Origin of the sequence: Sporosarcina ureae (assembly GCF_002082015.1) — a bacterium.
Taxonomy (GTDB): domain Bacteria; phylum Bacillota; class Bacilli; order Bacillales_A; family Planococcaceae; genus Sporosarcina; species Sporosarcina ureae_A.
Genome location: NZ_CP015109.1, coordinates 2866623 through 2891587, shown reverse-complemented (window position 1 = coordinate 2891587; position 24965 = coordinate 2866623). Strand labels below are relative to the sequence as shown.

Genomic DNA, 24965 nt, shown 5'->3' with positions numbered 1-24965 from the left:
GGGGAAAAGAAATGAAGATTTTTGCGGATAGCGCATGCGATTTACCACTAAACTTCTTTACAGAAAACGAAGTTGAACTATTCCCATTAAGCGTTCTTCTAGACGGCAAAGAATACGAAGACATTGTCGAGATCAACTCAAAGGAAGTGTTTGATGCGATCCGTCAAGGACAGCAACCAAAAACTTCCCAAGCTTCACCCGATCAAATGATGACCGCTTGGAAAGACCTTGCAGCATCGGATGAAGACGGCATCTATATCGCCTTCTCTTCCCAATTATCAGGAACGTACCAAACGGCAGTCATGACGAGCGACCAAGTAAAAGAAGACAACCCTTCTATGAACTTAGCGGTCATCGATACGCACTGTGCTTCACTCGGCTACGGTCTACTCGTTAAAGAAGCTGTACGCCTACGTAATGAAGGCATCGGTATGCGAGAGATCGAACAAGAAATTCGCACAATGGCCACCCATATGGAACATCTCTTTACAGTAGAAGACTTAGACTACTTAGCCAAAGGCGGGCGTGTATCCAAAGCAAGTGCGTTCTTTGGAGGACTGCTCAACATCAAACCGCTACTTCACGTAGAAGACGGTAAACTCGTCCCCATCGAAAAACACCGCGGACGCAAAAAGGTCTTACGGCGCATGATCGAAATGATGGAAGAACGCGGCAGCAATCTACAAGAACAAACCATCGCGATCAGCCATGGCGACGACCTATCCACCGCCAAAGAGTTCCAAGAAATGATCCAAGAAGTCATCCAACCAAAAGCCATCGAAATTCACCAAATAGGCTCCGTCATCGGCTCACACGCCGGCCCCGGAACTATCGCTCTATTCTTCCTTAACAACACAAAAAGCGAATAAAAAAACAGCCCGCATAAACTGCAGACTGTCTAGAACCCAAGATGAATTCCAGATCAGGAACTTATCTTGGGTTTTCTTCTTTATGAAGTACCGCATGAAGTTTACTGTGCTAGCTTAGTTGATTGCAAGTGCAGGAAAGCGTCCGCCCGGAACGGTCGTTCAACGGTTCCTTACCCCTTACTTCTTCTCTCCAACAGCTTCCTCAGTCCGACTCTGCTTGCCCTTCCGTATAACCATATACAAAAATAAGCCAAATAGAATAACGACCAGAATAGAAGCAATCAGATAAGGTGTATTGAAGCCCTTATCCTCCTCAACGATATAAATCTCCGCTAGCTCACGCTCAAGTACTAATGGATATTTGTTATCCTTCGTCATTTTGATCAAATCCTGACCTAGCACACCGCGAAACTTCTTTTTATCTCCAAATACTGCAGGATCTAGCTCGAACTTCTGCACTTCCGACGTATTATTGAGCGCAATAATCCATGTCTCCTCGTCAGAAGAACGTTCAAACACGACAAAGCCATCTTCATTATGCAAGAGTTTGAAATCACCTGTACGAAGCGTTTCCGAATCATTGCGAAGAGTGTTCAAATCTCCAATCCAATCGTGTAACTCCATATCCGTCTTAAAGTTAAAGAACGGATGGGATTCCGGTGCTTCTTTTCCATTCACTGCTATTTCTGTCGCATAAGGTACTAACGGAACGCCTGGGAGCATGAATTGTGCAACCGTCGCTACTTTCCAACGTGTCGGTGGGAATTGACGAAGCTCTACCATTTTATATGTAAAACGTGGTCCTGTTAAATCATCGAACTGTAGTAATTTCCCTGTATCTTCATTGCTAAACTGGTTTAATGAAGACGTATCCGGGTCTACTTGCACAAACGATTCTTGGATCGCTGCACTTCGTTCTTCAGCCGGCATACTGTCAAATGATGCATCGCTCTGTTCATTTGTAATGACGTATAGACCAGCATTGGCTTCCTTCACTGCTTCAATCATATCGTTTAGGAACCCCGTATCCGCCTGATCCAGTAGTGTCAGACGAAGCCCGTCCAATTCATAATCAGAAACAAATTGTACAGCGGATTCTAGCAGTTCCTGCTGTACAGCCGGATTGCTTACTTCACCTACTAAAGGGAAATCTGCCATGATCTTCAAATCGTTCGCATGCATTTCTTCAATTAATGCAGTGAATTCTTCCGCTGTTCCGAAGTGCGGCTCAATCTCATCGTAATCTAATACTTCATTGCCATCATACGAAGCCGTTTTGAAAACCGGTCCGACAGAGATCATGGTAAAGTGCATATCGATCAAGTGTTGCAATCGATTGCTGATTCCAGCGAAGTCGCCACCGTTAAAAATTGCTGGATTTTTTGCGTCGGCATCGAAATCATTAGATTCAATCCCATTATTGAAACGGTCGACAAGTAAATCATAGATACTTTCATCGCTGAAAGATCGATCGGTATCTGCAAAAGCGGATGGTGCTATCGATAGGGCAAGCATACAAGTTGCCAGTAGTCCGATTATTCGTTTCACTTTAGTAAATCCTCCTCATACAAACTCTTCTTTTAGTTTATCAAACGGTAGCAAGCCATGCCATTCTTTCTTGTGAAATCCATGGAGGCGTTCTATAAATAAGACAATCTTGTGAAAGTATGACGCTCATGTCAATAAAAAAAGCAGTAGAGAAAAATCTCTACTGCCGAAGCATAATTATTCGCGATCTTCTTCAGTTAAAAGTTTGAGATCCCGCTGTTTACGCGCACTGACTACAACGGAGACGGCAAACAGTCCCATCAGTACCAGGATTACAAGTAAAAATATCCAGCCGACCTGTGTTGCCATTTGCTCATCTCCTTTAGTAGTCAGTAGTGATTATGCGAAAAAGTTGAAGCCCATTGGCAATTTGAAACCTATGAACAGCGTAGCAAGTAGCGCGACGATGAAGAGAATCCACATAAGACCTGTATTCTTCCCTTTATTTCCGCGAACTAAAACCATTTCCATAAATCCGATTGTCAGAATACCCAGGACAAATTTGATACCATACAGCATGGAATCAATGCTCATATGCTTAAAGAATAACGCAGCTCCTGAGATAATGATCAATACATAGAACAGACGCAAAATCATATGTGTAATCTTTTTTCCTTTTGTTCCTGTTGCCATACTGGCTGCTACTAAAAATAGTACAATTCCTACTACCCATGTAAAAATATGCATATGGGTTGTATCAGTTAAAAATCCCATTACTTCCACCTCATTATTAGTATAGTCGATTGATATTCTACCATATCTTTCAAACTACGACTATTCTGTTGCTTATTTCATAGACCTACGTATCATTCGAAACGGTTAACTAGTGTGCCGATTCCTTCAATGGAAACTTTGACTGTATCGCCTTTTTTCAAATACGTTGGTGGTGTCATACCTTTACCAACACCAGCTGGCGTACCTGTTAAGATGACATCACCCGGCTCCAATGTGACGTACTTAGAGATTTCCGCGATCAAGTCATCGATTTTGAAAATCATGTTGGACGTATTACCGTTTTGGCGTACATCATCATTCACTTTTGTGACGACGGATAAATTTTGCGGATTTGGAATTTCGTCCTTCGTCACCACATAAGGCCCCATCGGACAAGAGTCGTCTAAACTTTTACCTAAGAAGAACTGTTTGTGTTCTGTCTGGATATTGCGTGCTGTAATATCATTACCAATTGTGTAACCAAATACGTAATCATATGCCAGTTGCTTTGGAATATTTTTGCCTGTCTTGCTAATTACGACAGCCAATTCTCCTTCATAATCCAATGAATCCGTCACTTCACTATGGATCGATAACGTTTGCTCGTCCCCTGCGATGGCTGTTGGGGACTTGGTGAATAGCATCAATTTCTCAGGTGCTTTCGATCCAAGTTCCTCTGCATGATCGAGGTAGTTCTTTCCAACGCATAACACGTTTTTCGGTGTGCGTGGAATGGGAGATAACCATTCGATGTCAGTGAACGCATGTTTAAACTGCTCTACGTTTCCTTCAGCTTCCGTTTTCTCTACCAATTTACGAACTTCCTCTACAAAATCCATACCGTGGGAAACGCCTTCGATCATCGTTTTGGGGAAATCAGTTTGTTCCAACGCTTCAGCCATTGCGATTAGATCCCATACAGCTTCCTCGCGTTTAACTTTTGGTCCGAATAAAGTCTGTCCTTCGTAACGGAATGACAATAATTTCATTTCAATACCCAACCCTTTCCATGTGAATTCACATACTCCTATGGTACGACAAAATCTACTTTTTTTCCTCTTTCACGACGAAATTCTTTCCGTACGACCACTTCCGCCACACAGCTTCAAGCGGCCCCATTCGGAATTTCGTCAACCAAACCTGCGCTACAATAAGCTGAATCGCAAAAATTCCGATTGCCAGCCACGTGCCGGTCACTATATCTACTTTACCATACAGACCTACTCCATATGAATAAAATATCATCGTCGCAAACACCGACTGCATAATATACGTTGTAAATGCCATTCTACCAACATTTGCAAAAGGTTGCGTAATATTCTTTAAAAATGGAATTTGAAACAGTAATAAAAATAATGCCCCATATCCAAGCGTCAAAATTGGTCCACCAAATATGGATTGAACGAGTAAGATATTTTCGAATTTCGGATCGTCCCAACTCGGGATGTTCTTCAATACAACGCCAATCGGAATGAATACTAGCATCGCGAATAGCAACTTTCCTTTCAACGCATACATACGCTCAATAATCTTGAATTTCGATAACGCTGCACCGAACATGATCAATGGCAGAATGATAAAGACCGCTGTGATCGACCCGATGATTTCAAACGTGAAAAATTCATTCAAACGGAAAGCGAAAATATCGCCGAACGCACCGTTTGCATAAGCAGCAATCGCACGTTCGATTTGCTGAACATCTTCAAATCCATCCAACATATTTGATGAAGTTGCACTACGAGTAAGTGCCAAAATACTGTATAACAATAATGTCGGCACAAAATAAATAACGAACGAAAGTGCCAGTAACCATTTCTTCGGAATTCGAATCACCGCAATCATGATGAATCCCATGAGCGCATACGTAAACAAAATGTCACCTGACCAAATGAGTACCGCATGCAACACGCCAAAGATCAGTAGAATCCCCATTCGTCGTGCCATGAATGGTGCGAACTGTGTATTGTTTTTCAATGATTTTTCATACTGCATATTCACACCATAGCCAAATAACATGGCGAATAGTGGATAGAAACTAGCTTCTATAAACACATCGATAAAATGAAACATCGACTGCTCATGCGGAACGGTAAACCACGAATATGGATCCATATACGCATACGGCGAATGGAAATGAAGCATATTCGCAATCAAAATCCCGAGTAACGCAATTCCTCTCAAGTAATCGAGTGCTTCCACCCGTTCGGTTAGAGGTGTAGGAGTCAATTTCAAATGAATTCCTCCTGTAAGCTAATAATTTTTGCTCCGCTGAATAAATAGAGCAACATTTCTTTAATCTCAATTGAAAGAATGGATTCCAGTACGTTTTTATACAAATTCAACTGCGTGCCATAACGGACTTGCATTTCTTTTGCAATCGCCTGATCGGAATGAAACTTACTGATATCATCCGTTTTATAATCAACGAGTACCCACTCGCCGTCTTCATGGAACAGACAGTCAGCAATACCTTGTAGCAACTGGAACTCTCCTTCAACAGCAGGAAGTGCATAGGTGAACGGTGTTTCACGCAACACTTGATCGGCTTGCATCATTCGTTTGCCGAGTGTCGTTTGGAAAAATGCCACAATCGCTTGAATATCAATCGCAGCCGCCTCTTCTTTCGTCAGCAGTTCACGTCTTTCAAGTTGCTTCACAAATTCCGTTGCACTCGCCTGATCTAGTTCCACTTTCAAATCCAGATGTTGCATGACCGTATGCATCGCGGTTCCGATTTCTGCTTTCGTTAATGAACGCTTCTGCAAAAACGACGGTCGTTCATGGAGATTCGCGATGCGTTTTGTGACGTCAGGTTCCATTTCTTCAAATGGATCGGCATCTCCTCGTTCGAACTCTAGCAACGCAATCCGTTTCAACTCACTGACCGATTGTTTAGAAGACAGCTCCACCGCATATTCAAACGGATAATGCGCGTCAAAACGACTTCGCACTTCTTCCACCAACTTCGGATCCGCCACGGCCGCTTCTTGATCAACAGGTATCCAGTCCTCTATCTCCACTTCATTTGTACTATGGAAAGCAGAAAACGGGTAAGCATTTACTTCCCATGATGACGGATCATCCATCAGTTCTCCACCCGTCGTCTTACCGAACTTCCCAAAGTCCATATGGCGTGCAACAGCTGGACCGATCCAGTCGAGATAACCGGTTGCCCGTGAACGGGTATATTCCGGCAGTGGTTCATGTTCATCCAATAACTGTGCTTCTTGCCACTTGTTCATCGTCTTTTCAATATCTTTAACGGAGGCAATCAATTCCAAATGCTCTTTAGCACGCGTCATCGCTACGTAGAGCACGCGCATTTCTTCCGCCCGCATCTCTAACTCCTTTTTCTCTTTGATCGCTAGAAACGGTAGTGATGTGAACATAATACGTTTATCCGGATCAATCGCTTTGACCGCGAGTCCGAAATGTTGATCAAATAAATAGGGGTTATGGAAGTCCATTTTATTGAACGGACGTCCCATGCCCGCTAAAAACACGTACGGGAACTCCAACCCTTTAGATGAGTGGATCGTCATGATGCGTACAACGTTTTCCTTTTCGCTCATGAACCGTGCTTCCCCAAGATCATCCCCACGTTTACGCATGCGATCGATAAAGCGAAGGAAACGGAACAAACCACGGAATGACGTCTTTTCATAGGCCATCGCTCGGTCATGTAACGCACGTAAATTGGCTTGGCGCTGTTTACCGTTCGGCAAAATTCCAACCATTTCATAATAATGCGTATCTTGATACACTTGCCAGATCAATTCCGATAACGAACCGTGGCGCGCCCTATTCCGCCAGTCTTCAAGTAGTAGGAAAAAGCGTTGCAGTTTTTCTTGTGTAGCAGGATTCACTCCCGCACCACCTGTCTGCATGAATACTTGCAGTGCTTCATAAAATGTCACATTCCGATTGACGAGACGAATTTGCGCTAGTTCATTTTCGGTCATCCCTACAAACGGCGCACGCAGTACAGACACAAGTGGAATATCCTGATATGGATTATCAATGACACGCAATGTATTGAGCATGATCATCACTTCAATGGCGTCAAAATAACCGGAGGATAACGAAACGTGGACAGGTATCCCAGCGGCCTTTAGTTCGTCCGCAATTTCACTCGACCACGTCATCGAGCGCATGAGAATGACAATATCGCTATATTCGAGCGGACGTTGCTTCCCACTAAATGCATCTGCTACTTGCGCTTGCTCTTCTTTCCATGCCTTGATCTTCTGCGCAATACAGCGCGCTTCCACTTGAGATTTCTTCAACTCCTGCTGGGCCTCTTGCTCTTCTGACATGTCCTCTTCTTCATTCTCATACAAAATGGTTAGTCCCGCTGAAACGTCTTTTTCGGGATATCGCGCACCGTACTTTAGCGCGGCCGCGTCGTCATACTCAATTTCTCCCACACGTGTCCCCATAATCTGCTTGAAAATAAAATTCGTTGCATCGAGCACTTCTTTACGGCTTCTGAAGTTGGCATTCAAGTCGATTTTCAATCCTTGATCTTCTACATCTGATGAAAAACGCTCATACTTCCCTAAAAACAAGCCTGGTTCTGCCAGACGAAATCGATAAATCGACTGTTTGACGTCCCCTACCATGAATAAATTGCCGTCTGTTTCTCCGCCTTGCTTCACTAACTGCAAAATTGCTTCCTGCAAGAAGTTCGTATCTTGATACTCATCCACCAATACTTCCGCAAATCGATTTCGGTAATCGTTCGCAATATCTGAAGGAACGCGCTTCCCGTCTACTTCTTCGGATAAAATCTGTAATGCATAGTGCTCAAGATCCGAGAAATCCACTAAGCCGCGCTCTTCTTTGAGCGCTTGGTACCGCGTCGTAAAATCCTTTACCAAACCGACGAGTGTGTGCATAAGTGGTGCCATCAAACGGATTTCTTCTAATAATCTTGCAGGTGTGCGAGTAAAATACGTATCTTTTAATGCCGTGACGATTTTCTTCACTTGATCTCGCATCGACTTCCCACGCGTAGCCAAGTCCTCGTCACATGAATCTTTACGAATCGTACCCGCTTTCACCCACTTCAACGTCTGGAAATACGCAAAGGCATCTTCCCACTTGCCGTGCAACATATAATCAAGCGCACCATCAATCCATACTTCATCTGCTTTCGCAGTTTCTAGCAATGGTAGCGGTCCATCATTCATTTCCGCCACTCGCTGCAAATCACGCGCGATCGTTTTTGCTTCTTCAAGCGTATGTTGAATCGATACTTTCAGCGAATCGATGAATGACAAGCCGTCAATCGTCGCATCCTCTCCAATTTCATATTGCTGTGGGATGAGCTCTAACCACTGCGATGGGTTTGGATGCACTCGGGAATAATCATACAGTTTATCAATTAACGTCTCGATCGCCTGATCATTCCGGTCTGCGGTGAAACTATCACTCAGACGATAAATCGCTTCGGGATCTGGCTGACTATAGGCATCCTCCAAAACGAGTGCAATCGTGTCATCACGTAAAATCGCGGCCTCGGTTGCATCGGCAATACGGAATCCAGGATCGATATCGAGTACATATGAATACTGCCGAACAACTTGCAGACAAAATGAGTGCAAAGAGGAAATCTGTGCTTTATTTAGCAGATTCAACTGTCTACGTAAATGCACGGAAGAAGGATCTTGTACGATCGCTTCCTCAAGCGCACTCGCCATGCGATGACGCATTTCGGCCGCTGCCGCATTTGTGAACGTCACCACGAGTAGCTGATCGACATCTATCGGCTGTTCCGTGTTCAATACTTTTTCGATCATCCGCGTGATGAGGACTTTCGTTTTCCCTGAACCTGCCGCAGCCGATACGAGAATATCTTTACCGGACGCGTGGATTGCTTTCCATTGATCGTCCGTAAAGGTTTCATGTGGCGGCTTATCTGGAATTCGCATCTGGATCGATCTCCTTCCTCATCTTTTCTAATGACTCTTCCGGCTTATAGGCCGAATAGTTCCGTGTCGGTTGTGTCGGATCGGTACTATCGAACTGACAAATTGACTGATACGAACAGAACGTGCACGGCATATGGTCTTTCAGACGGTACGGATAGACACGCGTATCCCCTGACAACATGCCGTCGCCTGCTTGCTGATGTTTCTTACGGACATAGGAACGTAGAATATTAATATCTTCAGGTGGCACGACTTTTGAATTGGAATAAAACGAGCCATCTTTCTTTAAGCGTGCCGGAATAATCAATGACTCACTATCGATGTGCTCATCCATTGCCAACGCAACGTCTGCATCTTCTAGTATATAGCCTTGCATTTTATACGATTTCAATAACTCTTTTTCCACAGCCTCTTCGTTCAATTCTTTCGTTAAACGCAACATCGGATTGTGGACGTACATATACAATACGCCTGCAGGATTTGCGTAGACTCCGAGCCAATCTTCTGCATGCTCGAGTGCGACGTCTAAATACGTTAGCATTTGCAGTGATAAACCATAGTACACTTCGGTCAAATCAAGCGCACGAGCTGACGATTTATAATCGACTACTCGCAAATATGTCTGGTCATCTTTTTTCATCGTGTCGATTCGATCAATTCGACCTCTAATATGCATTTGTTGACCATTTTTCAAGTTGATTTCAAGCGGTGCAATTTCTTCATTCGGACCAAAACCTGCTTCAATCGCAATTGGCGTGAAGCTTGAATTACGCGCCTGCGACTGTAGTGCACGAATTGTCCGTTGAATGATTTGCATCAATTTTCGTTGAATATACGCATAGCGTTGACTCGATAATAAAATTCTATGGAAGAACTTCGGCGCCAGTGCATCAATCGCATCCCGGCCTAACTGCCAGCACTGTTCTTTCGTCAACGCTGCCCACGACAAACCTTGGCGCATGACTTCATCGGATACCCACTTCAATGCTGCGTGGAATAAATCCCCGATATCCGGTGCTTCAAGCTGGAATTCAAAACGGTCTTGTAAATTCAAACCATACGTCGTGAAATGTTGGAACGGACAACTATAGTACGATTCTATCCTCGAGACACTCGTCGTAAAGGATGATCCGTATAAACCTGTCGTTAGTTCCGTATCCAGTAATTCGGTCTTCTGACGCTTCAAAGCAGGTTGGACGATCGACTCTACAACGGAAGACCACAGTGGATCTTCTTTATAATAGGCTAGAACCGCTTGCCATTCAGGTGCGATTTCTTCCTGAGTTGAAGCTTGCCGCATAATCCGAATCGCGTAAGACAGCGCCACTTCAGGATGTTCAATATAGGCAAGTTTGTCTCCTACTTCGGACAATTCCGTTGGCTCCATGACGGCGATTTCCATCGGTATATTCGAAACCATCTGCTTAAGCCTTGGAATATAAAGAGAAGGTATCAACGCCTTTCCTTCTTCATCCGCAATGGGGTAGCTGACAGTCAAATGCGCACTCGCTCCGGTAAACGCCCGATACGCCATATACGATTCGCGCATAAGCTGAAGCTTTGTCGTAGGGGCTAGCGTAATGCCAATTTCACTAAACAACTCTCGGTCACTGTCCGACAGCAACCCCTCGTGATCATTGCGCAGAGGCAATATCCCTTCATTCGCGCCGAGGACAAACACCGCTTCGACCCCCATCGAATTAAACAACTCCATAGTCGTCACCGTCACTTGATCGAGCGAAGGCGGAATCAATTTGAATTCAAGTGTATCGAATCCTTCATCTAATATTTTAATCGCCTCAGCAATCGGCAGCTCCTTCTCTCCAAACATCAGAACAAACTGATCCAACACATTAATCCAACTTGTCCACGCTTGTTCATGTTCTGCCGCTGCTTGCAACCGATTATGTTTATGTTCGGATTGTTGTAACTCTATAATCTTATCGTAGATACGAAGTGATTCTATCGTATAAAACAACGCTTCCGCCACGTCTCGACCGGTGCGGGCAGATTGTAACTTCTGCTGTAACTGCTCAATTGGCTCGCGAATCATATCACGCGTCTCCGCAAACTCCGCCTGCGTCGCAAGTTCTTCATCGGTCTGTACAGTACGAACTTTTTCTAGACCTCTATAGCGACTGACCTTCCAACGCTCTTCATCTTGCCAACGAGATTTGCCATGGATTCCTTTAGCTAGCACAAAGTTCTCCAAGCGGTCTGCCCGCTCTCTCCATACTTGCTTGCTTTCATTGACAGGGAAAAACAGGTCCGTCTTCACTGACCTGAACACCGCTTCATACGACCAATCAGTTCGCACCGCCTCAAGCAATGAACGCACAAACTCGATCAATGGATGATGAAGCATCGGTTTCTTCTGATTAATGAACACCGGAATATCATATTGCGTGAATATACTCTGAATCAATTCGTTATACACATCCGGTTGTCGATTTAACACCGTCATTCCTCGATAACGCTTGCCTTCACGCATCATCTTGCGAATCGAACGTGCCACTGCATGAACTTCCGCACGGCGATTCGACGCTTCGATAATTTGGATCGCACCTTCCGATTCAAACGATTCAGGAGGATAGTGATCAAACTGCTCTTCTAAATGGGCCAATTCTTGATTTGAAAAGCGTTGCAACTGCGTCAAATGAACGCGTTCTTCACGCTCCACGGACTCACTATATGCCAGTTGTTGCAGCGTTTCGTACTGTTGCTGAGCTGTATGGAATAATTCGTGCTCGCTGTTATGCACTTTTTCTTCCATTGGCAACACGACGGTCACTCGTTTCGTATATTTCATTAATTGCGTAATAATCGTATATTCTTGTGTCGTGAAATCACCGAAGCCGTCTATGTAGATCGACGCATCTTGCAACCACTCCGAATGCGGCAACTGATCAGCTAGCGCATTGAGTTGTCCTTCACTATCCATGTAGGTCGTGCCAAGACGTTCTTCAATTTTCTCCAGCAACAACTGCAAGTCATGCGCTTTGTCCTGCAAAATCCGAGGAGCTTGCTGATCCACAAGCGAATTTTTCAATTCACTAAACGCCTGCTGATCAATACAATATTTACTGCACTCCTTCATGACGTCACTAATCTGCTCAGCAAACCCATGTTTCGAAGCCGCTTGTTTAAAAAGCTTAAACGACTCCTTATTGTCTTCTAACACACTACGCACAAGCATGCGATAGCCAAAACTATCCACTTCCTCACGCGTAATGCCCCCGACCTCTTGCAACACCCGCCAAGCCAATCGTTTAAACGTCAGCACCTGGGCCCGAATCATACCAGACAGCCCCGACTTAACCGATAGACTATATTCCATAGAATACGATAACTGATCCGGCACAATCACCACAATAGGCGCCCCCATCGGCCGCTCCTTCAATTCTTGCGCAATCTCCCGTTCAATAAAAGTCGTCTTTCCCGTTCCGGAACGTCCCGTAATAAAACGCAATGTCATGTTTTTCTCCCCTTTCGTTGGAAGTTGAATGTATATAGAGTCAATTATTAAATAAGTTAGTAGCAGTATAGTGCCGTAGTTCTTGCACATAGTTTTTCTGTTTGATCAGTAGTTCTTTATTTAGCAGGCAATGCTAAAGCGGACACGCAGCGACTGCAGTATCCAACAACCAGTCGAGCAACGCCCCCAACGCCGTATATCTTTATATTCACTTGAACTTTCTATGAGAAGATAACTTTTCAAAACACAATCCTAAGAACCACAACGTAGTTGATCTGCGTGGAAGGCGGCGACTCCCGCGGGAATAGCAATCACTTCTGCGATTAAAAGCGAAGCGTTATGAGCATGAGCCTTGAGACCCCGCAGGGAGCGAAGCGGACGAGGAGGCTCAAGCCATGCCCGCAGGAAAGCGTCCGCCTGGAACGCAGATCAACGGTGCTTCCCCCACCATGTCTCACTATTTCAGAAAGCAGAAACTCACTAACTTCAATACCCAACAACCAGTCGAGCAACGTCCCAACACCACATATCTTTATATTCACTTGAACTCTCCAAAAGAAGATAATTTCCCAAAACACAATCCTAAGAACCACCATGTAGTTGATCTGCGTGGAAGGCGGCGACTCCCGATGGATCAGCCCGATCAGGTGAGACAACTAAAGGGAGCTCGCGACCTAGTTGGCTCACCGCGGGCCCATGGGAAAGCGTTCGCCTGGAACGCAGATCAACGGTACTTCCCCCATCAGTTCTCACTATTTCAGAAAATAAAAACCCTGCCACCCTTTCCTCCATTGTACCGAAAGAAAAGAAAGACAGGAAACGTTAACCTTTATTCTTTTTCACCCTCACCCTGCACACGAGAAAAACTCCTAAAATCATCCTCCACCTTCCGCGTCAACCTACGCTCAAACCATTTCCCCACCAACCACAACAAGAACATCACAACAAACATAATCAACGTCCGGATCGGCTGCGTAACAAGCGCCCGCACATCATAGCCAATAAACGTAATCATCATAATCATCACAAGCTTACCAAGCATCAACACAAACAAATAATTTTTCTTATTCATATTCGACAAACCCGCCACAAGATTCACCAAAGCAGAAGGCGTAAACGGAAAACAAATTAAGACAAACAACGGACCAAAGCCATTACGCTCGACCCACTGAATCAGCTGTTGTACTTTCTTAGGACGCGTTAAAAACGAGAAAAACTTGTTGCCACCAAATCTACGAATGAGCAAGAACACGACATACGAACCCGCTACGGTTCCTGCCCAGGAAAGCACAAAGCCTAGCCAAAAACCAAACGCGATGGCATTGGCAATAACAAACACGAAGAGAGGCAGAAATGGTAGGAACGCTTCCAAAAATGGCGGAATTAATCCCATCAAAAAACCTAGCGCCTCATACTCCTCTGCTAGATCTTCCACTTTATCAATTGTTAGCCATTCATTCATCGCTGACACCCTCACTGGTTTTCATAATTTTTAGTCATAATGCTGTAGAATATGTTGAATTATAGTATACTAGCTCCTAGATTCATAAAAAGAAAGATGGGCTGCCTAGTGAATACAACCTTTTCTCATGGCCTGAAAGCAGGCTCGAGTATTGCCATCGGGTACTTTCCCGTTGCGTTAACGTTCGGACTGCTCGCTAAAACGACTGGCCTCTCTATTATGGAAGCGACTGCAATGAGTCTATTCGTCTACGCAGGAGCGGCTCAATATATGGCGCTTAGCTTACTCGCGTCCGGCGTTGCTCCGTGGCTGATCGTGACGAATACATTTATCGTCAATATCCGGCACTTCCTTATGACGGCTGCCCTAAATGAAAAAGTGGAACCCGCGCCAAAATGGAAGAAAGCTATGTACGCATTCGGGATCACCGATGAAACATTTTCCGTGCTCGCCACACAAAAGAATCGACAAGTCACGACCGCCTTCACATTCGGTGTCGCCCTGATCGCCTATAGCAGTTGGGTGATCTTCACAGCGGTAGGTCACGTCATCGGAGCCAATTTACCGCAATTTCTACAACAAGCGATGTCTGTGGCACTGTATGCCATGTTTATCGGCTTGCTCGTCCCGTCTATGAAAGGCAATCGCAAGGTAGTGTTGCTTGCAGCGATAGCGGCAGCCATTCACTGCGTGCTCTATTACACGCATCTATTGTCTACTGGATGGTCGATATTGGTCGCGACGCTCGCTTCCGCAATCTTTGTTGAAATTCTATATGTAAAAAGTAATAAAAACGTCGATCGCTTTACTGAACAAAAGGAGGAAAACTGATGGGATCTACTTATTGGTGGATGTTGCTCGGTATGGCCATCGCCACCTATGTGCCTCGAATGATTCCGTTAACCATTCTCGATGGCAAGGAATTGCCGCCAATTGTCAGCGGTGTGTTGCGTAACATTCCTTATGCAGTACTCGGTGCACTTATTTTTCCAGCTATTTTACATATCCAAGATGATATTCTTTTTGGCATAATAGGTGCCGTCATAGCGTTCGCTTTAGCGTTCATCGGCCTCGACGTCATGTTTGTCGTGATTGGGACCATTGCAGCGCTCGCTGTCTACAGTTTATTTTAACTCGTACTCTCACTATTCCCCATAGCGCGGACAATTAAAACAGCTACTAACTAGTATTCCTAACAAAAAGCGGTTTTCAAAGCATATATGCTCTTTGAAAACCGCTTTTCTTCACTCTTCGGACTGATTCAGCCGCGCATTCTTCACCATGCGCGACGCAAACCAAAAACCTACTGTCAGTGACACAGCATCCGCCACATACAATATCCAGTTATGCGTATATCCTGCATAAACGGAAGCCGCAATGAGCGCTACTGTCAAAATTAATCCAACGACGTGATGAAATGTCACGCGCGTAAAAAACACAACTAAAATCCCTGGCAACAACATCGCAAACAGCAACTTCGTTTCGAAATCATGCATAGTGTTCTCCCCTTTTATCGCACAACTACGATACCTAAACGGAAGTGATCATGACGGAACAGCACTTGTTGCTTCAGACGTACCTCTTGGTCGCGGCCGATTACTTGTAAACGACAGTGTGCAGCGTTGACTTGGATGGCGTCATACAATTGATCTTCGTTGTGAATCGAGATTCCGTTCACCGACTTGATCAAATCACCTGGCACAATGCCCATCTTCTCTGCTGGTGAATCAGCAAGAACGGCTACTACATACACGCCTTCCGATTGAGGCACTAACAACACTTGCTTATTGCGTTCTGATAGTGAAATCATAGCGCTCAACAAGATTCGGCATAGAACACCTGCCAGTAATGCCGCCCAGCCAAGTACTGGCATCCAGATTGCGCCAATACCTACAAGCGCTACCGCTACACCAAGCCAAGCAATGGCTTTTCCCATCTTAGGAAACAGCACGTCTGGGAACGTCGAACGCACCAGTTGCGAGAATCCGATCACGACAGGCACCGGAATGAATGAAAATTGCTCTGAGCCTAATGTGAATTGCGGCCAGTAAGGAGCAAATTCCGCCACCATATGTCCCGGCACTAAAAATACAACGGGCACGAGCCAAAGTAATTTAGATTGATAAATGGCTCCACGCATTCCACGTTGCGTCGAAACGAATGTTGGAGACGTATGACGCGCCGCGTGACGACGAACCAATAACCCTTCCGAAATTAACAATAATCCTGCAATAATCGGTACCGTTATAGCCAATGTACCGAAGAAGTCCAGATCTTCTTGAACGAACCATGTGCCGATTGAAAAATCACCTGCAAAACGATCCAATGCCCAGAGCGCAAAAAACGCGAGAGCCACATAGTAGATCGGTGATGCTAGTTTATAAGAGAATGAGACAATAACGAGCAACATAATAACGGATAAAAGGATAATCCAGTTAAAGTCGACGATCAACCCTATACCTGCGATCAGAATCGACAAGACGAGCCCGTGCAACCAACCTACTGAAAGAATGTGTTTCATTTCAGTAGAACCTTTGTGTATGCCCACATTGAAATCTGTTCGTTCGCGGCTTACCCGTTTACTGCCCAGCATATAGGCAGCCACTAAAGCGATTAGCCAGACTGGATTCAGAAAAAAGTAAAGTAATGCTTCTTGTAAATTACGTAATAGTTCGCTAGACATCTTCTGTCACCTTTCTCGCTTATCTTTACAGCTCTTTTCTTCATTGTACAAAAAAAGATAGAAAATAGCGAGTGAGTTCTTAGCGAAGTTCCAATTTAAGCTAAATTACACAATAAAAAAAGAGGCTGTCCGCGCGTGTCTTGTTGCCAAGACCTTGCCGAACCGCCTCTACTATTATTTTTCCAGTTCATTGACGAGGAAATCGACCGCCATTCGCAATTGTTTATCGTTCTTTGACTCTGCACGATATTCTTCAGTAGCTGTTTTCAATGCCGTGAAGAATTCTCTGTCCATATCATAGCCTTCTTTGATCTCTTGCTCCGCACGGAATGCATGTACAGCTTCTGCCGTTTCACTGTCAAAATAGCCATCTGTTCTACCTGGACGGAAATCAAAAGCTTTGAGCATGCGTTGCGCATAAGCAACTTGATCATTGAAATGCCCTTCTTTCATCGTATCCGTCACCATCTGTAAGTGCTCCGTGAATAAACTGTTCTGTTTTACTTCAATATCCGCTGCGACCCCTTTACCATGGATCCATTTCTCTTTAGGTGTCAGCCACTTACTCGTGGACAACTTCAACTCTCCGCCGTTCGATAATTCCATCGTTTCTTGAACTGTTCCTTTTCCGAAGCTTGTCGTGCCGATAATTTCACCACGTTTCAAGTCTTTGATCGCCGCACTCAATACTTCGCTCGCCGATGCGCTGCCGACGTCCTGTAAGACCACAATCGGAATTTGTTTCAATCGTTCATTGAATGAAAGTTCTTCGTCTTTCTCCGTTGAAATAGGCGTCAAATTTCCCTGTGCATCTTGCATCACGACAAATGTTCGATCTTCTTCTAACAAACTACTGGAAATTTCAGATACTGCCTTCAAATAGCCGCCTGGATTACCTCGAAGATCGATGATGATCGCTTGGGCACCTTTTTTGATGACGTCAGACGTAGCCTGTTGCCACTCTTTTGCGGTCTCTTCACCAAACATGCTTAGCGCTATGTACCCGAGCTTAGCATCCCGTTCTTTCATCAGCTCATGTGACACAGACTGCACGGGCATATGATCGCGCGTGATCGTATATTCCATATGCTTATCCGCTTCAGGTCGAAAAATCGTCAACTTCACTTCTGTTCCCTTATCACCGCGGATCATATTCACTACATCGCGAAGTGTTTCATTGGCCAAACGCTCCCCATTGACGCGCACAATTTCATCATACGGCTGTAATCCTGCCTTTTCTGCTGGTCCTCCTTTAACTGGGGCTACAATCACATACTTACCGTTCGTCCGTGTCATTTCCGCACCGATCCCTACACGTGATCCTGCAAGTGATTCCCGATGAGACTCCGCTTCCTGTCCCGTTAGATACGTAGAATACGGATCACCGATTGTATCCGTCATTCCCCGCAATGCCCCTTCAATCAGCTCGTCCTTTTTGACTGGGTATACAGCTCTCTCCTGAATCTTTTCAAACACCTCATCGACTACAGGTAGCTTACTGACCGATTCATTCTTTGCTACCTCCTGCTTACCACAACCATTTAGCCATATGGCGCCGATCAGTAATAACACCCCCACCAAAAAAAGCCTGCTCTTACGCATTCATAACCTCCTCCTCTCTTCACTATATGAAGGGAGACAAGAAGTTACGACACGAGAACAGACTCTTTTTTCAGTCCATCGAATCGACTAATTCATTCAATGCTTTTTCATCTAATGGTCCAATGATTTTTTGTGCTATGCGTCCTTGCGTATCAACCATATACGTGGTAGGCATCGATAACACACCATATGTATGTGTGACTTCCGCCGTTTTATCTAGTGGAATAGGGAAGCTTAATCCATAATCATCTACAAACGTTTCCACTTCACTTAAACCAAGCCTCTCTGATTCCGTCACGTTGATTGCGATCAGTTCTACTTGGTCTTCATCCGTTAATTTCGAATAAAAACTTTCCATATGCGGCATTTCCGCTTTACACGGCGGACACCACGTCGCCCAGAAATTCAAAATGACTTTCTTTCCTTTTAACTCGGAAAGCGTCACCGTTTCGCCAGCTAATGTTTCCAATGTAAAGTCCGGTGCAACTGAATTTTGCGCCAAACCTTCCTCTTCGCCTGGCAATGCATCTTCCTCGTTTACTTGTGTAATCGGGGCTTCTACAGGGTCTTTCTGTCCGACTGTATTTTGTACCATAATGAAGATTAATGTTCCGATCACTAATGCCGTAATGATATACCCAAGTGTTTTCTTACTCACTCTACCTCTTCCTTTCCGCTAAACGGTTGTGCTGTAGCTCTCTCTATTCCCCACATGAACAAGCCGATGAAAATAGTCGTGATGAATGCTGTATTCAGTAGATTGCCTTGAATGGCCGATCCGAGAAAATGAACCGCTACCAAGACGCCAGCAAGTTCGCTCACTGTATTGACTTTCTTTCGTTCACTCCACCATGTCAAGACAAAGATGGCCACAAATAATAGAACCGTTGCACTTTTCACTACTATACTGCCTTCATTTAGAAAAGTCATAGCGATTTGATAGACAGCTTGCCAACAAATCAACGCAAGCAATAGCGACCATTTATCGATACGCTTCCACTTCTCTTTATATACTTGCCGGAGCATCAATAAACCAGCTACGACGAGTCCCAGTATCCAGCCAAACATCCCGCCATGAAAATAAAGAATAGAGAGTGGATTTTTTAGGACCATGGTGAAATCTGTCAAAACCACGGATAACTTCCAGACAATCACCACATTAAAAAATACATCACCGACTCGTGCGCCATGTACTTTACCAAAATATAAGCGAATGAAAAGATAGGTGACTAGGAAACCCGCAATGAACGCAATCCATGAGGAAGGCATTGTAATAGAACCGATTGGGTAGTACTGCGTAACCCGCATTGTCAATCCCCCTGTTCTTTCTGTAAACGTATGAAAACCCACCTTTTCAGGCAGGTTTTCATTTCATGCTATATTAAAAAGAAACGTAATGCAAAGGGTTGACTGCACTTGGACCTGTGGCAGAGAAGTTGCCTACGTGCACTTCAAAGTGCAAATGTGGACCCGTAGAGTAACCTGTCGAACCGACTGCTCCAATTAATTGACCTTTATCGACAGATTGTCCTGAACTCGTACCAATCGTGGATAGGTGAGCATAGACTGTCGTCAAGATTTGACCTTTTACGGAGTGCGTGATCATGACCACGTTCCCTAGGCCCTCCATAGTACCTGCATAGGAGACGACACCATTTCCTGCTGCGACAACTGGAGTTCCTGTAGGTGCGCTAATATCCATTCCACGGTGTTGTTTTTTCACTTTCGATATCGGATGAGTCCGCCAGCCAAATCCTGAACTGAATCTACCCGTTGTCGGCTTTGTCCATGATCCGCTTGAAATAGGCGGAGCCGCATTTGCGCTTGTAGAACTACTATTAGCCGCTGCTGCCAATCTTTCTTGCTGCAACTTTTGCTTTCTCGCTTGCTCTTTACGAGCGACTTCTGCTAAGCGATTTTGTTCTGCGATAATTTTCTTTTCGAGTTTAGAACTGAATGCTACCGTATCGCTATATTCTTCTTCTAATGCGCCTTTTTCACTTGAAAGTTTTTCTTGACTCTTTTCAAGCTCATTGACCACATCTCTTTTTTCTAGCTTTTGGTTATGCAGTTCATCTTTTATTGCTTGAATTTTTTGCTTGCGTTCTTTTTGTTCAGCCAATTTCTGCTCGACAAGTTTCTTCTCTTCTTCAAGTAACGCCATATCTTCTTCTTGCTGTTGAATGATTTTTCGATCGGCATCCATCAATGTAGATACTGCCGAGAAACGGTCAATGAAATCTGAGAAACTGTTAGCGCCAAGAAGTACATCTAAATAACTGACTTTATTCCCCTTGACTTGCATTACGCGAACGCGCTCACGCAATACTTCGTCTCGTTGTTCGATCCGAATCTCTAATTCTTTAATAGATGCTTGAAGTACATCAATTTCCTTTTTCGTCTGATTCATTTCAGCAAGGATGCGATCCAAGTTTTGGTTAGTCTCTTCAATCTTATCATTCAGCTTTTTGATTTGGTTGATCAGCTGATCGACTTTTGACTGTTTTTCCTGTATTTGCGTTTCTTTCTTTTGGATAGTCGAATCTAAGTTTTTCTTCTTCATTTCTGCAGCCTTTTTTTCATTCTGCAAATCTTTCAGAGAGTCCGCGAATACATCTATACTACCAACCGTTGTGGCCAGCAAACATACCGCAAGGACACTTGAAATGATTCTATGTCTTTTTATCAAATCCGTGTTCTCCCCTTAGTAAAAATTACGATTTTAAGAATTTCCTAACTGACATGAAACTACCCCAGACGCCAATAAAGACAGCGACGAATAGTAGTAAGAAGTTTAATTGTAATAGGAAGGGGTTAGGATCGAGCAAATGGAATAACTGATTTTGCAAACGACCTTCCCAGAATTCGTACAATTTCGAGTAAAATGTGGTCATGAGGGCCATTGGAATAATCGCACCAAAAATCCCCAACCACACACCTTCGAGCATGAAAGGAATCCGTACGAAACTATCTGTTGCCCCAACCAGTTTCATAATATCGATTTCAGTCCGTCTCGCCACAATCGTGAGTCGAATCGTGTTCGATATAAGGAACATGGCAGTAAACAGTAAGGCCAATATTAACCCTAGTCCTACATTTCGCCCTATTTTTAAGACATTGAAAAGTTTTTCTACTTTCCCTTCACCGTACTCTACGTCAAACGTATACGTATACGTAGCGATTTCATTGGCGATGGATGCTGTGTTTTTGGGATCATCCGCTTTGACATATAAGGCATCACCGAGGGGATTGTCTTGTTTGTAGAGCGCTAACTCATCACCGAAAGATTGAATCATTCGCTCCAATTCTTGTTTTCGTGAGGAATACTTGACTTCGGCAACACCTGGGGTTTCTTTAACTTCCTTCAATAGTTCCTGGACTTCTACTTCACTCGCTCCTGGTTCCGCGACGACTTTGATCTCCACATCGTTCTCGATGTTATCGGCCAGTTGATTTAAGTTCATCATAATCACGATGAATACACCAATCAATAGTAAAGTCACAGTCACAGCGCTAACTGAAGCAAAGGTCATCCAGCCATTTCGACTAAGACTTTTGAAACTTTCCCGAATATGACGTCGTACTGTTCTAGATTTCATTGGAGTATTCTCCTTCGTGCTCATCTCGTGTGATGAGTCCGCCTTCGATCTGTATCACGCGATGTGGTTGATTATCCACAATTTCTTTATTGTGTGTAGCCATAATGATCGTTGTACCTTGTGCATTTATCCGTTCAAAAATCTTCATGATTTCCCATGAAGTCTCTGGATCTAAATTTCCTGTCGGTTCGTCTGCAATGACCAGCTTCGGTTGATTGACGATTGATCGTGCAATCGACACGCGTTGCTGTTCTCCGCCAGACAATTCATTTGGAAACATTCTCGTTTTCTTAGTGAGTCCCACTAATTTCAACACGTCTGTCACTTTTTGACGTATGACGCTCGGTGATTCTTCAATTACCTCTAGTGCATACGCAATGTTTTCATAGACAGTCAGTTTCGGCAGTAGTTTAAAATCTTGAAATACTACGCCAATTTGTCTTCTCAAATAAGGGATATCTCTTCTTTGCATTTTCGTCAGATCGGTATTGTTAAAGTAAATCAATCCACTAGACGGGACTTCTTCACGATACATCATTTTAATGAACGTAGATTTACCTGCTCCACTCGGCCCGACAACATATACAAATTCCCCTTGATCGATTTCGACATGAATTCCGTTAGAGGCTACAACACCATTCGGGTACTTTTTGTATACATTTTTCATTACAATCATACATCATAACCACCTGAATTTTGTTTTTCTCTCATATTCGCCATTTTTATTATAGCATGGGCTTAACTCTACCATGTATTACAGTTATGTATCAATTGATTAAGAAAGCAAAATTGTAAAAATCTAGTTTATCTTTTGGAAATATGTACAAAAAAAGATCGCCCCCAAGAAAATCTTGGAGACGACCGGACAGTTCATTATTTCTTTTCAGCTAACCAAGCAGCAACTGCTTCTGCTTCTTCGCCTTGAATAATACCAGGAGGCATTGCGCCTTTACCGTTAATGATAATATCATGGATTTCTTCTTCAGAGTGTGTAGCTCCAACGTTTTCTAGTGCTGGACCTGCTCCACCTTCCAAGTTTCCTCCGTGACATGATGCACAGCTTTGTTGCACAACTGCTTCTGCATCTACATCAGTAGTAGCTGCGCCGTTGTCGTTGTTTGCGTCATCTTTTGGTTCTGAAGCGTTATCGTCGCCTCCACCACAAGCGCCGAGAACTAAAGCCGCTCCGAAGAGTGTAGCCAATAGTTTGTTCTTCATGTAATATCCTCCCTTTTACTTAAAATTTTCTAACACAACAAGTAGTATACCAAATACCGACCGAATTATGGTGAAAATAGATGACAAAGTTATAAACTAACGAGGACCATCGCGTTCCTTTTCTATTTCAAGCCATAAAAAGCCCTTTTGGTAGTGAATACATATATAGTATTCACCAGAAAATCCGTTCTTAAACATAGTATTTTGACACGTGGGTAAAATAACAAGGAAATTCAGCGTGTACCACATAATTTGAGTTAAATAAAAATCACTCTTTGTCATAGTCTGTAATATTGTAACGTCTTTGTAATATACAAGGACGTTACAATATTACAGAATGAATTTTCATTTACTATGATCTACTTTCAGATCCACATGACAAAAATCTTTCCATGTACTTTTTTACATGTGAGCTACTCTGTGAAAATTAACAGCTCAGCCAACTTAAAGTGAACCGCACTGAGTGTCACCCACTCAAATTATAGGGATTGGTGCGTAGGAGGGGCGACTCCCGATGGATCAGCCCGATCAGGTGAGACAACCAAAAGGAAGCCTGCGACCTGGTTGGCTCACCGCGGGCCCATGGGAAAGCGTCCCCTCCGAAGCGCCAATCCCCATCCCAACAGCCACTCCAGCCTCTCTACCTTAAAACCCACAATAAACATACCCATTTTAATTAAAAAACAGCCGCAACAAGTCATTAAAAAATGACCTGCCCAGCTGCCTAAGTATACTTAAGAAATTCTAGAACGCAAATACGCATTGATGAACTGATCGATCTCGCCGTCCATCACAGAACTAACGTTACCCGTTTCCTCGTTCGTACGGTGATCTTTGACCATCGAATACGGATGGAACACATAGGAACGAATCTGACTGCCCCAACCAATCTCTTTCTGCTCGCCACGAATATCCGCCAAACGCGCTTCCTCTTCCTCTACGCGAATCTGGTAAATCTTCGCCTTCAACAGATTCATCGCACGCTCACGGTTTTTGATCTGTGAACGTTCCGTCTGACACGTAACAATCGCGCCCGTTGGAATGTGCGTCATACGTACAGCAGAGTCCGTCGTGTTAACGTGCTGTCCACCAGCACCACTCGAACGGTACGTATCGATCTTGATATCTTCCGTTTTCAGATCCAATTCGATGTCGCCATCAAATTCGGGCATGACCTCAATAGAAGAAAATGAAGTATGGCGTCTACCTGAAGAGTCAAATGGTGAAATCCGAACGAGTCGGTGCACACCTTTCTCTGCTTTCAAGTAACCATATGCATTATGTCCTTTGATGCCAAGCGTGACAGACTTCACGCCCGCCTCGTCACCTGCTTGGTAATCGAGAGTTTCGACTTTAAAGCCGTGGTGTTCAGCCCAGCGAGTGTACATACGAAGCAACATCGATGCCCAGTCCTGAGACTCGGTACCGCCTGCGCCTGAGTGTATTTCAACTACTGCATTATTTTTATCAAATTCGTCGCTCAATAACATTTGAAGATCGAATTGCTCCATCTTATTTTTGAACTCTTTTAATTCGGAAATAAGTTCCTCTTGTAACTCTGCATCTGCTTCTTCTCGCAGAAGTTCCAAGGTCATTTCCAAGTTTTCTTGTATTTCGTTCAATTCGTTATATTCGCCGACAATGTCTTTCAATGCATTCGATTGTGAAATAACTTTCTGCGCCGCATCCTGGTCATCCCAGAATCCTGGCTCCATCATCATTTCTTCTAATTCCTGCATGCTAGCCTCTTTGTTTTCTAAGTCAAAGAGACCCCCTAAAGTCCGCTAATTTCTTAGCTGTTTTGTCGAGATCGTTGCGCACATCGGATAATTCCATCATAATTGTTTCCTCCTGAGTGGTTG

General features: G+C 44.1%; 21 protein-coding genes. 3 read left to right on the top strand and 18 right to left on the bottom strand.

Translation table 11 applies throughout. The features are described 5' to 3' along the window. Window positions 1–11: 11 nt before the first annotated feature. Window positions 12–869: a DegV family protein gene (locus SporoP17a_RS13970; RefSeq protein ID WP_083035249.1), complete on the top strand. Its 858-nt coding sequence runs from the start codon at window positions 12–14 to the stop codon at window positions 867–869. Between the two features lie 177 nt (window positions 870–1046). Here the strand turns inward: SporoP17a_RS13970 and SporoP17a_RS13965 are convergent, their stop codons facing one another. The 8 genes from SporoP17a_RS13965 to SporoP17a_RS13930 all read right to left on the bottom strand — a co-directional run bounded on the left by SporoP17a_RS13965 (window position 1047) and on the right by SporoP17a_RS13930 (window position 14001). Beyond that, window positions 1047–2417, bottom strand: a complete 1371-nt coding sequence (locus SporoP17a_RS13965) for an alpha-amylase family glycosyl hydrolase (RefSeq protein WP_083035248.1) — start codon at window positions 2415–2417, stop codon at window positions 1047–1049. Window positions 2418–2594: 177 nt separating this feature from the next. Next, window positions 2595–2726: a hypothetical protein gene (locus SporoP17a_RS17175; RefSeq protein ID WP_255408169.1), complete on the bottom strand. Its 132-nt coding sequence runs from the start codon at window positions 2724–2726 to the stop codon at window positions 2595–2597. A 30-nt stretch (window positions 2727–2756) separates the two neighbouring features. Beyond that, window positions 2757–3131 (bottom strand): YisL family protein, encoded by a 375-nt coding sequence (locus tag SporoP17a_RS13960; RefSeq protein ID WP_083035247.1) that lies wholly within the window; start codon window positions 3129–3131, stop codon window positions 2757–2759. Window positions 3132–3223: 92 nt separating this feature from the next. Then, complete coding sequence (locus tag SporoP17a_RS13955; RefSeq protein WP_083036123.1) at window positions 3224–4120, bottom strand: fumarylacetoacetate hydrolase family protein; 897 nt, start codon at window positions 4118–4120, stop codon at window positions 3224–3226. 55 nt (window positions 4121–4175) lie between these two features. Then, window positions 4176–5363 (bottom strand): DUF418 domain-containing protein, encoded by a 1188-nt coding sequence (locus SporoP17a_RS13950; RefSeq protein ID WP_083035246.1) that lies wholly within the window; start codon window positions 5361–5363, stop codon window positions 4176–4178. Then, complete coding sequence (addA, locus tag SporoP17a_RS13945) at window positions 5360–9064, bottom strand: helicase-exonuclease AddAB subunit AddA (RefSeq protein ID WP_083035245.1); 3705 nt, start codon at window positions 9062–9064, stop codon at window positions 5360–5362. The genes SporoP17a_RS13950 and addA overlap by 4 nt, the downstream gene beginning before the upstream one ends. Further along, window positions 9048–12539: a helicase-exonuclease AddAB subunit AddB gene (gene addB / locus SporoP17a_RS13940; RefSeq protein ID WP_083035244.1), complete on the bottom strand. Its 3492-nt coding sequence runs from the start codon at window positions 12537–12539 to the stop codon at window positions 9048–9050. Before addB ends, addA begins: the two co-directional genes overlap by 17 nt. A gap of 829 nt (window positions 12540–13368) precedes the next feature. Then, the gene (locus tag SporoP17a_RS13930) at window positions 13369–14001 is read right to left on the bottom strand and encodes a TVP38/TMEM64 family protein (protein ID WP_083035242.1); all 633 of its coding nucleotides are present in this window, start codon (window positions 13999–14001) and stop codon (window positions 13369–13371) included. Window positions 14002–14109: 108 nt separating this feature from the next. Here SporoP17a_RS13930 and SporoP17a_RS13925 point away from each other — a divergent pair, with 108 nt between their 5' ends. Both SporoP17a_RS13925 and SporoP17a_RS13920 read left to right on the top strand, forming a co-directional pair. Continuing rightward, a complete protein-coding gene (locus SporoP17a_RS13925) occupies window positions 14110–14832 on the top strand; it encodes an AzlC family ABC transporter permease (RefSeq protein ID WP_237262340.1) in 723 nt (240 codons plus the stop codon). Continuing rightward, the gene (locus SporoP17a_RS13920; protein ID WP_083035240.1) at window positions 14832–15134 is read left to right on the top strand and encodes an AzlD domain-containing protein; all 303 of its coding nucleotides are present in this window, start codon (window positions 14832–14834) and stop codon (window positions 15132–15134) included. Before SporoP17a_RS13925 ends, SporoP17a_RS13920 begins: the two co-directional genes overlap by 1 nt. Window positions 15135–15245: 111 nt before the next feature. Here the strand turns inward: SporoP17a_RS13920 and SporoP17a_RS13915 are convergent, their stop codons facing one another. The 10 genes from SporoP17a_RS13915 to prfB form a co-directional block, all read right to left on the bottom strand. Continuing rightward, window positions 15246–15497, bottom strand: coding sequence for a CsbA family protein (locus SporoP17a_RS13915; RefSeq protein ID WP_083035239.1), 252 nt, complete (start codon window positions 15495–15497; stop codon window positions 15246–15248). 14 nt (window positions 15498–15511) lie between these two features. Continuing rightward, window positions 15512–16684 (bottom strand): PDZ domain-containing protein, encoded by a 1173-nt coding sequence (locus SporoP17a_RS13910; RefSeq protein ID WP_083035238.1) that lies wholly within the window; start codon window positions 16682–16684, stop codon window positions 15512–15514. 174 nt (window positions 16685–16858) lie between these two features. Next, window positions 16859–18286, bottom strand: coding sequence for a S41 family peptidase (locus SporoP17a_RS13905; protein WP_083035237.1), 1428 nt, complete (start codon window positions 18284–18286; stop codon window positions 16859–16861). A 70-nt stretch (window positions 18287–18356) separates the two neighbouring features. Further along, window positions 18357–18944 carry a redoxin domain-containing protein gene (locus SporoP17a_RS13900; protein WP_083035236.1) on the bottom strand — a complete coding sequence of 196 codons (588 nt, stop codon included), beginning with the start codon at window positions 18942–18944 and terminating at the stop codon, window positions 18357–18359. Next, the gene (locus tag SporoP17a_RS13895; protein ID WP_083035235.1) at window positions 18941–19594 is read right to left on the bottom strand and encodes a hypothetical protein; all 654 of its coding nucleotides are present in this window, start codon (window positions 19592–19594) and stop codon (window positions 18941–18943) included. The genes SporoP17a_RS13900 and SporoP17a_RS13895 overlap by 4 nt, the downstream gene beginning before the upstream one ends. 73 nt (window positions 19595–19667) lie before the next feature. Beyond that, entirely contained in the window at window positions 19668–20975 is a 1308-nt protein-coding gene (locus SporoP17a_RS13890; protein ID WP_237262339.1) for a murein hydrolase activator EnvC family protein, read from the bottom strand. A gap of 25 nt (window positions 20976–21000) precedes the next feature. After that, window positions 21001–21885, bottom strand: a complete 885-nt coding sequence (ftsX, locus tag SporoP17a_RS13885; protein ID WP_083035234.1) for a permease-like cell division protein FtsX — start codon at window positions 21883–21885, stop codon at window positions 21001–21003. Continuing rightward, window positions 21875–22561, bottom strand: a complete 687-nt coding sequence (gene ftsE, locus SporoP17a_RS13880) for a cell division ATP-binding protein FtsE (protein ID WP_083035233.1) — start codon at window positions 22559–22561, stop codon at window positions 21875–21877. Before ftsE ends, ftsX begins: the two co-directional genes overlap by 11 nt. Before the next feature lie 197 nt (window positions 22562–22758). Continuing rightward, the gene (gene cccB, locus SporoP17a_RS13875; RefSeq protein ID WP_083035232.1) at window positions 22759–23103 is read right to left on the bottom strand and encodes a cytochrome c551; all 345 of its coding nucleotides are present in this window, start codon (window positions 23101–23103) and stop codon (window positions 22759–22761) included. A gap of 734 nt (window positions 23104–23837) precedes the next feature. Beyond that, a protein-coding gene (prfB, locus tag SporoP17a_RS13870; protein ID WP_156890616.1) for a peptide chain release factor 2 occupies window positions 23838–24939 on the bottom strand; the annotation gives its coding sequence in 2 pieces (ribosomal slippage) (window positions 23838–24866 and window positions 24868–24939; 1101 coding nt in all). Window positions 24940–24965 lie beyond the last annotated feature (26 nt).